The 15802-nt window shown below is 66.9% G+C and carries 12 protein-coding genes; 6 read left to right on the top strand and 6 right to left on the bottom strand.

The features are described 5' to 3' along the window. Window positions 1-46: 46 nt before the first annotated feature. Entirely contained in the window at window positions 47-1099 is a 1053-nt protein-coding gene (locus tag KVT39_RS19275) for an RNA-guided endonuclease TnpB family protein (RefSeq protein WP_034178891.1), read from the top strand. A gap of 18 nt (window positions 1100-1117) precedes the next feature. Here the strand turns inward: KVT39_RS19275 and KVT39_RS19270 are convergent, their stop codons facing one another. Continuing rightward, entirely contained in the window at window positions 1118-1894 is a 777-nt protein-coding gene (locus KVT39_RS19270; RefSeq protein WP_034178892.1) for an L-iditol 2-dehydrogenase, read from the bottom strand. 334 nt (window positions 1895-2228) lie between these two features. Here KVT39_RS19270 and KVT39_RS19265 point away from each other — a divergent pair, with 334 nt between their 5' ends. The 4 genes from KVT39_RS19265 to KVT39_RS19250 are packed head-to-tail and all read left to right on the top strand — an operon-like array spanning window position 2229 to window position 5325. Next, window positions 2229-2690 carry a Fur family transcriptional regulator gene (locus KVT39_RS19265; protein WP_212107441.1) on the top strand — a complete coding sequence of 154 codons (462 nt, stop codon included), beginning with the start codon at window positions 2229-2231 and terminating at the stop codon, window positions 2688-2690. Window positions 2691-2736: 46 nt separating this feature from the next. Continuing rightward, entirely contained in the window at window positions 2737-3651 is a 915-nt protein-coding gene (locus tag KVT39_RS19260; protein WP_217589998.1) for a metal ABC transporter solute-binding protein, read from the top strand. A 14-nt stretch (window positions 3652-3665) separates the two neighbouring features. Next, a complete protein-coding gene (locus KVT39_RS19255) occupies window positions 3666-4550 on the top strand; it encodes an ABC transporter ATP-binding protein (RefSeq protein ID WP_034178894.1) in 885 nt (294 codons plus the stop codon). After that, complete coding sequence (locus KVT39_RS19250; protein WP_034178895.1) at window positions 4543-5325, top strand: metal ABC transporter permease; 783 nt, start codon at window positions 4543-4545, stop codon at window positions 5323-5325. Before KVT39_RS19255 ends, KVT39_RS19250 begins: the two co-directional genes overlap by 8 nt. 105 nt (window positions 5326-5430) lie before the next feature. Here KVT39_RS19250 and fghA read toward each other — a convergent pair whose 3' ends face one another. The 3 genes from fghA to KVT39_RS19235 form a co-directional block, all read right to left on the bottom strand. Then, the gene (gene fghA, locus KVT39_RS19245; protein ID WP_217589997.1) at window positions 5431-6279 is read right to left on the bottom strand and encodes an S-formylglutathione hydrolase; all 849 of its coding nucleotides are present in this window, start codon (window positions 6277-6279) and stop codon (window positions 5431-5433) included. A 16-nt stretch (window positions 6280-6295) separates the two neighbouring features. Continuing rightward, the gene (locus KVT39_RS19240; RefSeq protein WP_034178897.1) at window positions 6296-7402 is read right to left on the bottom strand and encodes an S-(hydroxymethyl)glutathione dehydrogenase/class III alcohol dehydrogenase; all 1107 of its coding nucleotides are present in this window, start codon (window positions 7400-7402) and stop codon (window positions 6296-6298) included. A 242-nt stretch (window positions 7403-7644) separates the two neighbouring features. After that, window positions 7645-9111 (bottom strand): xylulokinase, encoded by a 1467-nt coding sequence (locus KVT39_RS19235; RefSeq protein WP_217589996.1) that lies wholly within the window; start codon window positions 9109-9111, stop codon window positions 7645-7647. Window positions 9112-9560: 449 nt separating this feature from the next. Between KVT39_RS19235 and KVT39_RS19230 the strand changes: the two genes are divergently transcribed. After that, window positions 9561-10937, top strand: coding sequence for a nucleobase:cation symporter-2 family protein (locus KVT39_RS19230; protein ID WP_034178899.1), 1377 nt, complete (start codon window positions 9561-9563; stop codon window positions 10935-10937). 133 nt (window positions 10938-11070) lie between these two features. Here the strand turns inward: KVT39_RS19230 and KVT39_RS19225 are convergent, their stop codons facing one another. Together KVT39_RS19225 and KVT39_RS19220 are read right to left on the bottom strand one after the other, a co-directional pair. Next, window positions 11071-12594: an efflux transporter outer membrane subunit gene (locus KVT39_RS19225; RefSeq protein WP_175748923.1), complete on the bottom strand. Its 1524-nt coding sequence runs from the start codon at window positions 12592-12594 to the stop codon at window positions 11071-11073. After that, entirely contained in the window at window positions 12594-15794 is a 3201-nt protein-coding gene (locus KVT39_RS19220; RefSeq protein WP_105390039.1) for an efflux RND transporter permease subunit, read from the bottom strand. Before KVT39_RS19220 ends, KVT39_RS19225 begins: the two co-directional genes overlap by 1 nt. Between the last annotated feature and the right edge of the window lie 8 nt (window positions 15795-15802).

Here is a 15802-nt window from a genome sequence, read left to right as displayed (position 1 = left end):
GTATGCGCTTGACAGGCCGCTTCGTCCAGGGGGTAGGATCATTGGCATGATCCTTGTCTACCGCTACCGGGTGAAGTCGCTCAACGGGCTGCTTAACAAGCAGAGTCGTGCGGTGAACTACGTCTGGAACTTCTGCAATGACACACAGAAACACGCGCTCATGTGGAGCAAGAAGTGGCCAACAGGTTTCGACCTGAATGGACTGACGAGCGGCAGCAGCAAGGAGCTTGGCATTCACTCCGGCACGATCAACGCAACTTGCTTGCAGTACGCACAATCCCGTAGCCAGCACCGACGCCCTTACCTGCGCTATCGCGGCAAGAGAACGCTCGGATGGGTACCGTTGAAAGGGCGCGACCTGAAGCGTGAAGGCGACGCGTTCCGTTTCGCCGGCAACACCTTCCGCGTGTTCAACAGTCGGCCGCTTCCCGAAGGCAAGATCAAGGATGGAACCAACTTCGCGCAGGATGCGCGGGGCAACTGGTTTCTCAACATCGTGATCGAAATGCCAGATGTTCAAGCGCGCCCGATTCGTTCCGGCGTCGGTATCGATCTCGGCCTGAAAGACTTCGCCACACTTTCGACCGGCGAGAAACTGCCTAACGACCGGTTCGGCCGGCGCGCGGCCGAGAAGCTCGCGAAAGCGCAACGGGCGCGAAAGCACAAACGACATATCGCGAAGCTGCACGCCAAGGTTGCGAATGCCCGCGCCGATTCCCAGCACAAGCTCGCACTCGATCTGGTGCGGCGGTTCGATTACATCGCGGTCGGCAATGTCTCTGCCGTCAAACTCGCCAGAACCAGGATGGCGAAGAGCGTCTACGACGCATCCTGGTCGTCTTTCAGAAACATGCTCCGTTATAAAGCGATCGCGCACGGAGCCACGTTCGAAGAAGTGGACGAAAGCGGTTCTACCCAGTCCTGTTCGGCGTGCGGGTCGAAAGACAGCACGACGCGGCCGAAAGGTATCGCGGGACTGCGAGTAAGAGAGTGGGCCTGCAGTGACTGTGGTGTCGAGCATGATCGTGATACCAACGCTGCGCTGAACATTCTCCGATGCGGACGTGCATCGCCAAGTGTGGGAATCCACCGCCTTTAGGCGGCGGAGGACGTCAAGTCAGCTCATCCAGTTGCCGCCGTCGACGTTCAGCGTCTGGGCGGTGATGTAATCGGCGTCGGCCGACGCAAGGAACAGCGCGGCGCCCGTCAGGTCGCCCGGCACGCCCATGCGGCCGAGCGGCACGGCTTCGCCCACCAGCCGCTTCTTCTCGCCGAGCGGCCGGTTCTCGTAGCGCGCGAACAGCGCGTCGACCTGCTCCCACATCGGCGTATCGACGACACCCGGCGCGATCCCGTTCACGTTGATCCGGTGCGGCGCGAGCGCGAGCGCGGCCGACTGCGTATAGCTGATCACCGCCGCCTTGGTCGCGCAGTAGTGCGAAACGAGTGCCTCGCCGCGACGGCCGGCCTGCGACGACATGTTGACGATCTTGCCGCCGCGGCCCTGCTCGACCATCCGCTGCGCGACGGCCTGCATCAGGAAGAACAGCCCTTTCACGTTGACCGCGAACAGCCGGTCGAACACGTCCCAGGATTCGTCGAGGATCGGGCGCATGTCGAACAGCGCCGCGTTGTTGAACAGGATGTCGACGCCGCCGAAGCGCTCGACGGCGGTGGCGACGATCCGCTCGATGTCGTCGCGGCGCGTGACGTCCGCGGTGACGGCCACCGCGCGGCCGGGGTTCGCTTCGATGAGCCGCGCAAGCGAGCCGCCTGCCGGCTTCACGTCGACGAGCACGCAGCGCGCGCCCTCGTCCAGATAGCGTTGCGCGACCGCCTCGCCGATGCCGCTTGCGGCGCCCGTCAGGATCGCGACCTTGTCTTCCAGTCTCACTGGTTGTCTCCGGTTCGTTCTGCTGTACGACGGTCGCGAGGTGAGCGAACGCTCGCCGACCGATCAATTGCTCTGTTGTTGATCGAATGATCGGATACGCGATTCGCGCTGTCAAGGCAACGCGACGGCTTTCTATGACGCGCTGCGGCACAACGGCGCATCGCACCGGCCCGCAGCGCACGCCCGGCAAGGCGCGGCGCGCGCGGTGCGGTGCGGTGCGGCCGGATCGGCGATGAAGGGGACGGAGCGTGGACGGAACGGCGAATTCGCGCTGCACGGCGCGGCGATACGTTATATCATCGCCGTACTCTGTTTCCCCTGCCTGCTTCACGCCATGGCTACCTCATCGTCCATTGACGCCCGGCTGTCCCGGGCCGACGCATTCGCCGCCGAGCACGGGCTCGCGTGGACGCCGCTGCGCCGCCAGGTCTACGAACGCGTGCTGGCCGCGCAGCGCCCGATCGGCGCGTACGACCTGCTCGCCGAGCTCGAACCGCAGCGCGGCCGCGTGCCGCCCACGACCGTCTATCGCGCGCTGGATTTCCTCGTCGAGCACGGCTTCATCCACCGGATCGAATCGAAGAACGCGTTCTTCGCGTGCTGCGAGATCGGCGTGCCGCATGAAGGCCAGTTCCTGATCTGCGATTCGTGCGGCGACACCGTCGAGATTCCCGGCGGCGACCTCGCGAAGCAGTTGTCCGCGAGCGAGCCCGCGCACGGTTTCGAAGTCCACCACCAGGTCGTCGAGCTGAGCGGCCTGTGCGGGCACTGCAAGCGCAAGCCCGTACAACGCTGACGCCGCATCGCGCGGCGCATGCGCCGCCTTTCCAACGAGGAGTTTCATGTCCATTGCCTTGAAGCGCGCGCCGCGGCGCGCCCTGTCGCCTGTCCGCTGGCTTGCCGCCGCTGCCGCCGCGCTGTCGCTCGCGGCGCCCGCGTTCGCGCAGGCCGCGACCGTCAACGTCGTCGCCGCCGAGAATTTCTACGGCGATGTCGCGGCGCAGATCGGCGGCCGCCACGTCGCGGTCACGAGCATCCTCAGCAATCCCGACCAGGATCCGCACCTGTTCGAAGCCAGCCCGAAGACCGCCCGCGCGCTCCAGCACGCGCAGGTCGTGATCTACAACGGCGCCGACTACGATCCGTGGATGGGCAAGCTGCTCGGCGCATCGAAGCAGGCGAAGCGCGCGACGATCGTCGTCGCCGATCTCGTCGGCAAGAAGGCCGGCGACAACCCGCACCTGTGGTACGACCCGGCGACGATGCCGGCCGCCGCGCGCGCGATCGCGGCCGAGTTCGGCCGCGCCGACCCGGCGAACAAGGCCGACTACGACGCGAACCTGCAGAAGTTCGTCGCGTCGCTGAAGCCCGTCGACGACAAGGTCGCCGCGCTGCGCGCGCAGTACAAGGGCGTGCCGGTGACGGCCACCGAGCCCGTGTTCGGCTACATGTCCGACGCGATCGGGCTCGACATGCGCAACCAGCGCTTCCAGCTCGCGACGATGAACGACACCGAGGCGAGCGCGCAGGACGTCGCGGCGTTCGAGAACGACCTGCGCAAGAAGCAGGTGCGCGTACTGATCTACAACAGCCAGGCCGAAGCGCCGATGACCAAGCGCATGCTGAAGATCGCGCGCGACGGCGGCGTGCCGGCCGTCAGCGTCACCGAGACGCAGCCTGCCGGCAAGACCTTCCAGCAATGGATGGCCGGCCAGCTCGATGCGCTCTCCAGCGCGCTTTCGGCCGGCAAGAAATAAGCGACTGCAACGACATGACCGCCACTCCCCACGCACTCGCAGTCGATCGCGTCACGCTCGAACTGGGCGGACGCACGATCCTGCGCGACGTCAGCTTCTCGATCGAACCCGGCGAATTCGTCGGCGTGCTCGGGCCGAACGGCGCGGGCAAGACGACGCTGATGCGCGCGGTGCTCGGCCTCGTGCCCGTCTCGGCCGGCACGCTATCGGTCGGCGGCGTGCCGGTCGTGCGCGGCAACGCGTCGATCGGCTACATGCCGCAGATCAGGAGCGGCCTCGCGAACCGCCGGATGCGCGGCTACGACTTCGTCGCGATGGCCGCCGACGGCCATCGCTGGGGGCTGCCGCACACCAACGCGGCGACGCGCCGCGACGTCGACCGCGTGCTCGACCTCGTCGGCGGCCCGACGCTCGCGCGCCGACCGCTGTCGGAGCTGTCGGGCGGCGAGCGGCAGCGCCTGCTGCTCGCGCAGTGCCTGCTCGGCAGCCCGAAGCTGCTGCTGCTCGACGAACCGCTGATCAGCCTCGACCCGAACCACCAGCGCGGCGTGGTCGAACTCGTGCGCAACGTGCAGCGCGAGCTCGGCATCACCGTGCTGTTCTCCGCGCACGAACTGAATCCGCTGCTGAACGCGCTCGACCGCGTGCTGTATCTCGGCAACGGCGTCGCGGCGCTCGGCACCGTCGACGAGGTGATCACGAAGCCCGTGCTGTCGCGCCTCTACGGATCGCCGATCGACGTGATGCGCGTGAACGGCAAGATCTTCGTGATGTCGGGCGACGTCGAGATCGAGAAGCACGACCACGAACACGAGGACGACGACGGCCACTCGCACGGCGGCGGCCACGGCCATCACCACCACGGACACGCTCATCCCGGGCATTCGCACGATGTTTGAATACGACTTCATGATCAATGCCTTCGCGGCGTCGGGCATCGTCGCGGTGCTCGCGGGCATCGTCGGCTACTTCCTGGTGCTGCGCGGGCAGACCTTCGCCGGCCATGCGCTGTCGCACGTCGGCTTCACCGGCGCGACGGGCGCGGTGCTGCTCGGCATCTCGCCGATCTGGGGGATGGTCGGCTTCACGCTCGCGGCCGGGATCGGGATGGGCGCGCTCGGCGAACGGCTCGCGGGCCGCGACGTCGCGATCGGCGTGATCCTGTCGGGCGCGCTCGGCTTCGGCCTGCTGTTCCTGCATTTCTATACGTCGTTCGCGACGCAGGTGACCGCGCTGCTGTTCGGCAACGTGCTCGCGGTCAACCACGACACGCTCGCGGTGCTGGCCGGCATCGGCGCGGTGAGCCTGATCGCGCTCGCGCTGATCGCGCGGCCGCTGCTGTTCGCGTCGCTGCAGCCCGAACTGGCCGAAGCCAAGGGCGTGTCGCTGCGCACGGTGTCGATGCTGTTCCTCGCAGTGTGCGCGCTCGCGGTGGCCGCCGCGACGCAGATCGTCGGCGTGCTGCTCGTGTTCACGCTGCTGGTCGGGCCGGCCGCGGCCGCGCAGAACGTGTCGACGCGGCTGTCGACGGGCGTGCTGCTCGCCGCGCTGTTCGCGCTGTTCGAGGCGTGGGCCGGCATCACGCTTGCATATCACACCGACTGGCCGACGAGCTTCTGGATCACCGCGCTGTCGGCGCTCGTGTACGGCGCGAGCCTGTTGCGGCGCCACTGATCGCTGCTCAATGCCAAAGAAAACGCCGGCGTGCCCGAGGGCAGCGCCGGCGTTTTTTATGCGCCCGCAATCGCTTGCGGCGATGCGTGCGTTACCTGACTCCGCTCATCGGGCGAGCACGCGCGCGTGATGCCCAATGTGATCGGCGATGAACGTCGAGATGAAGTAGTACCCGTGGTCGTAGCCCGGATGGCGGCGCAGCGTCAGCGGCTGGCCGGCCTTCGCGCACGCGGCTTCGAACACGTCGGGGTTCAGCTGGTTCGCGAGGAATTGATCGGCGAGGCCCTGGTCGACCAGGATGCCGTCCGCGAACTTCGGCGCATCGGCGCGCGCGACGAGCTCGCTCGCGTCGTGCGCGTTCCACGCGTCGCGATCGTCGCCGAGATAACCCGAGAATGCCTTCTCGCCCCACGGGCAGCGTGTCGGCGCGGCGATCGGCGCGAACGCCGACACCGACCGGTACAGGCCGGGATGACGCAGCGCGAGCGTCAGCGCGCCGTGCCCGCCCATCGAGTGGCCGAAGATCCCGAGCCGCGCGCCGTCGATCGGCAGCTCGGCCGCGACGAGTTCGCGCAGCTCGCCCGTCACGTACGACTCCATCCGGTAATGCGTGGACCACGGCGCCTCGGTCGCATCGACGTAGAAACCCGCGCCGACGCCGAAGTCCCACGCATCGGTCTCGCCCGGCACGCCCGCGCCGCGCGGGCTCGTGTCGGGCATCACGAGCGCGATGCCGTGCTGCGCCGCGTATTGCTGCGCGCCGGCCTTGATCGCGAACGTCTCGTCGGTGCAGGTCAGCCCCGCGAGGTAGAACAGCGCCGGCACGCGGCCGTGCGCGGCCTGCGGCGGCAGGTACACCGAGAACTTCATCGGCAGGCCGATCGCCGTCGAATCGTGGCGGTAGAAGCGCTGCTCGCCGCCGTGGCACGCATGCGAGGAAACGAGTTCGAGCATGACGGTGCGCTCCCGGTCAGTACAGCACGACCGAGCGGATCGACTCGCCCTGCTTCATCAGGTCGAAGCCTTCGTTGATCCGCTCGAGCGGCAGCGTGTGCGTGATCAGGTCGTCGATGTTGATCTTGCCTTCCATGTACCAGTCGACGATCTTCGGCACGTCGGTGCGGCCGCGCGCGCCGCCGAACGCCGAGCCCTTCCACTCGCGGCCCGTCACGAGCTGGAACGGACGCGTGCTGATTTCCTCGCCCGCCGCGGCCACGCCGATGATGAACGACTGGCCCCAGCCCTTGTGCGTGCACTCGAGCGCCTGGCGCATCAGCTTCACGTTGCCGACGCATTCGAACGAGTAGTCGGCGCCGCCGTCGGTCAGCTGCACGATGTGGTCGACGACGTTCTCGACTTCGTTCGGGTTGATGAAGTGCGTCATCCCGAACTTCTTCGCGAGCTCGACGCGCTTCGGGTTGATGTCGACGCCGATGATCTTGTCCGCGCCGACCATCTTCGCGCCCTGGATCACGTTCAGGCCGATCCCGCCGAGGCCGAACACGACGACGTTCGCACCGGCCTCGACCTTCGCCGAGTAGACGACCGCGCCGACGCCCGTCGTCACGCCGCAGCCGATGTAGCAGATCTTGTCGAACGGCGCGTCCTCGCGCACCTTCGCGACTGCGATTTCCGGCACGACGATGTAGTTCGAGAACGTCGACGTGCCCATGTAGTGGAACAGCGGCTTGCCGTCGAGCGAGAAGCGCGACGTCGCGTCGGGCATCAGGCCCTTGCCCTGCGTCGCGCGGATCTTCTGGCACAGGTTGGTCTTGCGCGACAGGCAGAACTTGCACTCGCGGCATTCCGGCGTGTAGAGCGGAATCACGTGGTCGCCCTTCCTGACGGTGCCGACGCCAGGGCCGACGTCGACCACCACGCCCGCGCCTTCATGGCCGAGGATCGCCGGGAAGATCCCTTCCGGATCGGCACCCGACAGCGTGTAGTAGTCGGTGTGGCAGATGCCCGTCGCCTTCACTTCGATCAGCACTTCGCCTGCGCGCGGCCCTTCGAGATCGACTTCCTCGATCGTCAGCGGTGCACCCGCCTTCCATGCAATCGCGGCTTTCGTTTTCATCGTGTCACTCCTGTCTGTCAATTAGGTTGCCCCGGGGCGGCGCTTCGGCGCTTACGCAGGTCCCATTCGCACCGGGCCCCGTTCAAAGCTGTCGAAACCATGCCGCGCGACCTCGCGCGCGACACGGCAAAAGCATCTCGTGCTCGCCATGATGGCCGCTCCCGCCGCATACCGCGAGCCGGAAACGGTCGCCGGCTTGCCACGATGCGTCATCGCTGACGCAAAAGAACAAGTGTTCGAGTTTAAACGCCCGTCGTGAACCATGCATCCGTGCGCGCATACAGATCGATGAAGCGGGCGTGGCGCGCGGCCAGCAGGCGGTCGTCGCGCGGCGCGGCGACCGGCGACGCGGCCGGCGCCAGCGCGCGCAACGCATCTTCGCGCCAGTGTCCGATCGCGACGCCCGCGAGCAGCGCGGCGCCGCGCGTCGCGGCGTTCGGGCAATCGATCGCGTGCAGCGACGCGCCGAGCGCGTCGGCGAGCAACTGGCGCCAGCGCGGATCGACCGAGCCGCCGCCCGCGAGACGCAGCGTCGTCACCGGGTCGCGACGATCCGCATCGCGGATCGCATCGAGCCCCGCGCGCAACGCGAACGCGACGCCTTCGAACGCGGCACGCATCATCGCGCCGCGCGTGTCGCCGAGCCCGAGACCGAGCCAGCCGCCGCGCGCATCGGGGTTCATCCACGGCGAACGCTCCCCGGTCAGGTAGGGCAGGAAGCACAGCCGTTCCGACGCCGGTTGCGCGAACGCGTCGTCGTACGCATCCGCCCATCCCGAATAGCCGAGCCAGCCGCGCACGGCTTCGAGCGCGAGCCCGACGTTCTGCATCGCGGCCATCGTGTAATAACCGCCGCCGGCCGCGGCGCGATAGCGATGCAGCCCGCGCCGCGCAGGCGGCAGCGCGTCCGCGAGCACGACGATCTGGCCGCCGCTGCCCGTCGTCAGCAGCGCGTCGCCGGCCGCGGCGAGCCCGCTGCCGAGCGCCGCGCATGCGGTGTCGGCCGCGCCCGTCGCCAGCGGCACGCCGGCCGGCAGGCCGAGCGCCGCGGCCGCCTGCGCACCGAGCGTACCGCAGCGCGCAGTCGACGCAAGGACCGGCGCGAACCGGTCGGCCGGCAGGCCGAGCGCTGCGATCAATGCCGTATCCCATGCACCGTCGGGCGTCGCGAGCGCGGTCGCGCACGCATCGCTCGGATCGGCCGCGACGTCGCCGCCGAGCACGATGCGCAACCAGTCCTTCGGCTGCACGGCCCAGCGCGCGGCGCGCAGCGCATCGGGTTCGTGCTCGGCCAGCCAGCGCAACAGCGGGCCTGCCATGCCCGGCGCAACGGGGTTCGGGGCGACGGGCAATCCGGCGGCGGGCGATCCGGCGACGGACCAATCGGACGCGTCCGCTTCGCGCACCGCGCGCGTGTCGGGCCACAGCAGCGCGGGCCGCACCGGCTGCCCGGCCGCGTCGATCAGCACGACGCCATGCATTTGCCCCGAGAAGCCGATCGCCGCGACCTGCGCGCGCTCGCCGGCCGGCAGGCGCGCGGCCGCGCGCACGAGCGCCTGCCACCACGCGTCGGGCGCGATCTCGGCCCAGCCGGGCCGCGGCGACGACAACGCATAAGGTTCGCTCGCGACCGCGCGCTCGACGCCATCGGCATCGAGCGTGACGAGTTTGACGGAGCCGGTGCCGAGGTCGATTCCGAGCAGGCGCATGACGTGACGGTGAATTCGAATGAACGGATGTCGATGATAACGGGATCGCGATACTCGCCCCGGCTTTTGCGGTCACCGCAGCGCAATGCGATGCACGGAAGCCGCAGTCGGCAGCCGGGTTTCGCCGGGCTGCACCTTGCGTGCAAAAGCGGCCGTTCGCGGGTTAACCCGGCGCGGTTTTCCGACACCCCTTTTTGCCACTATGCGGCCGCGCCGATACACACCATAAAGCGGCCGATATTTGACATGGGGGCCGGCGCTATTTTGAAGGGCTATAAAACCGGGGAACCTCACTCCTGCGGCAGTTTCCCGATGATCGACACCCTGTTTCATGCCGAAATGGCATATCGAACCAGCAAAGCACGGAATAGAACCCAGCGCTCTTGTTGCGTGGATTCATTCCGCATAACTTCGTATCACCCCGAAAACAAGATCATGGAGTGAGACAGATGCAATCGAACACGGTCCATCCGTGCGATGAGGTGCTGCCGACCGGCAAGCTGGTAACGCTTGGCCTGCAACACGTCCTCGTCATGTACGCCGGCGCCGTCGCCGTGCCGCTTATCGTCGGCGGCGCGCTCAAGCTGCCGAAAGACCAGATCGCGTTCCTGATCAGCGCCGATCTGTTTTCGTGCGGCATCGCCACGCTGATCCAGACGCTGGGCCTGTGGATCTTCGGGATCCGCCTGCCCGTCATCATGGGCTGCACGTTCGCGGCCGTCGGCCCGATGATCGCGATCGGTACGAACCCCGGCCTCGGCATTCTCGACATCTTCGGCTCGACCATCGCGGCCGGCATCATCGGCATCGTGCTGGCGCCGACGATCGGCAAGCTGTTGCGGTTCTTCCCGCCGGTGGTCGTCGGCACCGTGATTGCCGTGATCGGGCTGTCGCTGATGGAGGTCGGCATCAACTGGGCCGCCGGCGGCGTCGGCAACCCCGAATACGGCAGCCCGGTCTATCTCGGCCTGTCGCTGCTCGTGCTCACGCTGATCCTGCTGATCAACAAGTTCGGCCGCGGCTTCATCGCGAACATCTCGGTGCTGCTCGGCATCGTCGCCGGCTTCGTGATCGCGTTCATCCTCGGCCGCGTGAACACCGAAGGCGTGTCGCTCGCGCCGTGGGTCGGCTTCGTGATGCCGTTCCACTTCGGCTGGCCGCATTTCGACCCGCTGTCGATCGCGACGATGGTCACCGTGATGTTCGTCACGTTCATCGAATCGACCGGCATGTTCCTCGCGGTCGGCGACATGGTCGATCGTCCGGTCGACCAGGATCGCCTGGTGCGCGGCCTGCGCGTCGACGGCCTCGGCACGCTGATCGGCGGCATCTTCAACTCGTTCCCGCATACGTCGTTCTCGCAGAACGTCGGCCTGATCGGCGTGACGGGCGTGAAGAGCCGGTTCGTGTGCGCGACGGGCGGCGTGATCCTCGTGATGCTCGGCCTGTTCCCGAAGATGGCGCAGGTCGTCGCGTCGGTGCCGCCGTTCGTGCTCGGCGGCGCGGGCATCGTGATGTTCGGGATGGTGGCCGCGAACGGCATCAAGGTGCTGTCGAAGGTCGATTTCGTGAACAACAGCCACAACCTGTTCATCGTCGCCGTGAGCGTCGGCATGGGCCTCGTGCCGGTCGTGTCGCCGCACTTCTTCTCGAAGCTGCCGCCCGCGCTCGCACCGATCCTGCACAGCGGCATCCTGCTGGCATCGGCCACGGCCGTGATCCTGAACATCGTGTTCAACGGCGTGAAAGGCGAAAAGGATGCGCGCTGCGACATCCGCCGCGCCGGACACGACTTCGACGGGCGCCCCGCCGACGTGCACCACTGATCGCGCCGCGCCGGACGACGGCGCAACGCGGTAATGAAAAAACGCCACGGACTTTCGTCCGTGGCGTTGTCGTTTCCACATACCGCCGGTTCGACGGACAGGAGCGGTTGCCCGCTCCCGCGCTGCTTCGCGCTTACCCGTTGGTTGCCGCTGCCGACGCGGGCGCCGGGGCGGCCGCCTTGTCGTAGTCGACCGGCTCATCCGGCGCGCGCGGCGTCTCGCCGGCCCGCTGGGTCCAGCCGCCGCCCAGTGCGCGGTACAGGTCGACCAGGTTCGTCCAGCGCGCCAGGCGCGCGCTGATGAGCGTCTGCTGCGCCGAGTACAGGTCCGTCTGCGCGGTCAGCACCGACAGGTAGCTGTCGACGCCGTTCTTGTAGCGCAGGTCCGACAGGTCGAAACGACGCTGCTGCGCGTGCTCGTTGCGCTCCAGCGCGGCGATCTGCTGGTCGTACGTGCCGCGTGCGGCCAGCCCGTCCGACACTTCGCGGAATGCCGACTGGATCGCCTTCTCGTAGTTCGCGATCTCGATGCGCTTCTGCACGTGCGCGAGATCGAGATTGGCGATGTTCGAACCGCCCTCGAAGATCGGCAGCGCAATACTCGGCGCAAACGACCACGCCGCCGTACCGGCCTTGAACAGGCCGCCGAGCGTCGGGCTCGCGGTGCCGAATGCCGCGGTCAGCGAGATCTTCGGGAAGAACGCCGCGCGTGCCGCACCGATGTTCGCGTTCGCGGCCAGCAGCGTCTGCTCGGCCTGCATCACGTCCGGACGGCGCGTCAGCAGGTCCGACGGCAACCCGGCCGGCACGTCCGTCAGCAGGTTCTGCGCGTCGAGCGGCATGCCCGGCGGCAGGTCGTCCGGCAGCGGCTCGCCGATCAGCAGCACCAGCGCGTTCAGCGCCTGCGCACGCGCACGCGCCTGCGCCTGCTGGTTCGCGAGCGCCGTCTCGACCACCGTCTGCGACTGACGCAGCTCGAGCTCGGAGCCCGTGCCGTTGTCGAACTGCAGCTTCGTCAGGTCGTACGACGCCTGAGCGGACTTCAGCGTGTTCTCCGTGACCTTCAGCAGATCGTCGGTCGACAGCAGCGTCAGGTACTGGTCAGCCACCTGCGACACCAGCGAGATTTCCGACGCCTGCCGCGCGTATGCGGTCGACAGGTACTGCGCGAGCGCCTGATCCTTCAGGCTCTGCACGCGGCCGAACAGGTCGAGCTCCCACGACGCGGAAAGCCCGACGTTGTAGGTGCGCGAGATCAGCGGCTGCCCCGTCGACGACACGCCGGCCGGGAACCGCTGGATGCTGCCCGTACCGGTGCCGTCGAGCGTCGGGAACAGGCCCGCGCGCGTGATCTGGTACTGCGCGCGCGCCGCCTCGATGTTCAGCACCGACACGCGCAGGTCGCGGTTGTTCTTCAGCGCGATCTCGATCAGCCGCTGCAGGCGCGGATCGACGAAGAATTCGCGCCAGCCGATGGCGGTCGCCGCCTGGCCGTTCGCGCTGCGCGCGCCGGCAGCGCCCGGCTGCGTCGCGTAGACGCCGCCGGCCGGGTACGCCTGCGCAACGGGTGCGTCGGGCCGCTTGTAATGCGGCGCCATCGTGCAGCCCGTGGCAAAGAGCGCGACCGCGATTGCAGTCAAAGCGTGTTTTTGCATCATCACTGTCCCTTGTTGCCTTCGTCGCCGTTGCCCGGCTTCTCTTCGTGCTTCGCGTGCTCCTGAGCCAGGCGCAATGCCTCGTCGGCATCTTCCCGTTCGCCGCTGAAGATCGCGCGGACCTTCACGAAGAACATCGGGATCAGGAAGATCGCGAGGAACGTCGCCGTGATCATCCCGCCGATCACGCCCGTGCCGATCGCGTGCTGGCTCCCCGAGCCCGCGCCGTTGCTGATCGCGAGCGGCATCACGCCGAGAATGAACGCCATCGACGTCATCAGGATCGGGCGCAGCCGCTGGCGCGCCGCTTCCAGTGCGGCCTCGACCGGCCCCATCTTCTCCGTCACCTGCAACTCGCGCGCGAACTCGACGATCAGGATCGCGTTCTTCGCCGACAAGCCCACGGTGGTCAACAGGCCGACCTGGAAGTACACATCGTTCTCGAGGCCGCGCATCGTCGCCGCGAGCAGTGCACCGATTACGCCGAGCGGCACCACCATGATCACCGAGAACGGGATCGACCAGCTTTCATACAGCGCCGCGAGACACAGGAACACGACGAGGATCGAGATCGCGTACAGGATCGGCGCCTGCGAACCGGACTGGATTTCCTGGAACGACAGGCCGGTCCACGAATAGCCGATACCGACCGGCAGCTTCTTCGCGAGCCCTTCCATCGCGGTCATCGCCTGACCGGTCGACTTGCCCGGTGCGGCCTGACCCTGGATTTCCATCGCCGAGATGCCGTTATAACGCTCGAGCTTCGGCGAACCGTAGGTCCAGTGACCGGTCGCGAACGCGCTGAACGGCACCATCCCGCCCGACCCGTTGCGCACGTACCAGATGTTCATGTCCTCCGGCGTCATCCGGAACGGCGCATCGGCCTGCACGTAGACCTTCTTGATCCGGCCATCGGTGTCGAGGAAGTTGTTCACGTACTTCGACGCCCACGCGATCGAGAACGTCTGGTCGATCGCATCCGCCGTCACGCCGAGCGCATTCGCCTTCTCGCGGTCGATGTCGACCTTGTACTGCGGCGTGTCGTTCAGGCCGTTCGGGCGCACGCCCTGCAGCGTCGGATCCTTCGAGGCCATCCCGAGCAACTGGTTGCGCGCGGCCATCAGCGCATCGTGGCCGAGACCGGCATTGTCCGTCAGCTCGAAGTCGAAGCCGGCGGCCGTACCGAGTTCAGGAATCGACGGCGGGTTGAACGGGATCACGATCGCGTCCTTGTAGCCCGCATAGCGCCCGAACATCCGGCCGATCAGTGCCTGCACCTTCTGGTTCGCATGCTGACGCTGCGAGTAGTCCTTCAGGCGCACGAACACGAGACCGGAGTTCTGGCCGCGACCCGCGAAGCTGAAGCCGTTCACCGTGAACGCCGATTCGACGATTTCCTTCTCGTCCTTCAGCAGGTAGTCGGAAATGTTCGCCAGCGTCTTCGCGGTCGTTTCCTGCGTCGAACCCGACGGCGTCTGCACGATCACGAACATCAGGCCCTGGTCTTCATCGGGCAGGAACGACTTCGGCAAGCGCACGAACAGCAGGCCGACCCCGACGATCACGGCCAGGTAGATGATGAGCCAGCGGCCCGAGCGCTTGATCACGTGGTGCACGCCGACGTGGTACTTGTCGCGGCTGTTGTTGAACGTGCGGTTGAACCAGCCGAAGAAACCCTTCTTCTCTTCGTGATGCCCTTGCGGGATCGGCTTCAGGATCGTCGCGCACAGTGCCGGCGTCAGAATCAACGCGACGAGCACCGACAGCACCATCGCCGTCACGATCGTCAGCGAGAACTGGCGATAGATCGCGCCGACCGAACCGCCGGAGAACGCGACCGGCACGAACACGGCCGACAGCACGAGCGCGATGCCGACGAGTGCGCCGGTGATCTGGCCCATCGCCTTGCGGGTTGCCTCCTTCGGTGACAGGCCCTCTTCCGCCATCACGCGCTCGACGTTCTCGACCACCACGATCGCATCGTCGACCAGCAGGCCGATCGCGAGCACGAGGCCGAACATCGACAGCGTGTTGATCGAGAAGCCCACCAGCGACATGACTGCGAACGTACCGAGCAGCACGACCGGCACCGCGATCGTCGGGATGATCGTCGCCCGCAGGTTCTGCAGGAACAGATACATCACGAGGAACACCAGCACGATACCTTCGAGCAGCGTCTTGACCACTTCCTCGATCGACAGCTTCACGAACGGCGTCGTGTCGTACGGATACTTCACGACGAGGCCGTGCGGGAAGAACGGTGCCAGCTCGTCGATCTTCGCGCGCACGGCCTTCGCGGTCGCGAGCGCGTTCGCGTTGGTCGCGAGCTGGATACCGAGTGCCGCGGTCGGCTGACCGTTGTACTTCGTGTCGAAGTTGTAGTTCTCGCCGCCGAGCTCAAGCTTCGCGACGTCCTTCAGGCGCACCTGCGAGCCGTCCTGGTTGACCTTCAGCAGGATGTTGCCGAACTGCTCGGGCGTCTGCAGCAGCGTCGATTCGGTGATCGTCGCCTGCAGCACGGTGCCCGGCTTCGCCGGCGTGCCGCCGATCTGGCCGCCCGCGATCTGCACGTTCTGCGCGGTGATCGCCGAGCTCACGTCGACCGGCGTGAGGCCGTAGTTCGTCAGGCGGTTCGGGTCGAGCCAGATCCGCATCGCGTACTGCGAGCCGAACAGCGTGACGGTACCGACGCCGTTCAACCGGCTGATCGGATCCTTCACGTGCGACGCCACGAAGTTCGCGAGGTCGTACTTGTTCATGCTGCCGTCTTCGGAGTTGAAGGCGAGCACCAGCAGGAAGCTGCTGCTCGACTTCGTCACCGACAGGCCGAGCTGCTGCACGACCTGCGGCAGAACCGGCGTCGCGAGCGACAGCTTGTTCTGCACCTGGACCTGCGCGATGTCGGCGTTGGTGCCCGGCGCGAAGGTCAGCGTGATCGTCGCGTTGCCCGAGTCGTCACTCGTCGACGACATGTACAGGAAGTTGTCGAGACCGCTCATCTGCTGCTCGATCACCTGCGTCACCGTGTCTTCCACCGTCTTCGCGGAAGCACCCGGGTAGTTCGCGGTGATCTGGATCGATGGCGGCGCGATCGTCGGATACTGCGAGATCGGCAGCGTGAAGATCGCCGCGACCCCGGCCAGCATCAGGATGATGGCGATCACCCACGCGAAGATCGGGCGATCGATAAAAAACTTTGCCATGAAACAGG

Origin of the sequence: Burkholderia sp. GbtcB21 (genome assembly GCF_019091065.1) — a bacterium.
Taxonomy (GTDB): Bacteria; Pseudomonadota; Gammaproteobacteria; order Burkholderiales; family Burkholderiaceae; genus Burkholderia; species Burkholderia pyrrocinia_C.
The sequence above is the reverse complement of the archived record's forward strand: the minus strand, read 5'-3'. Positions and strand labels throughout refer to the sequence as shown.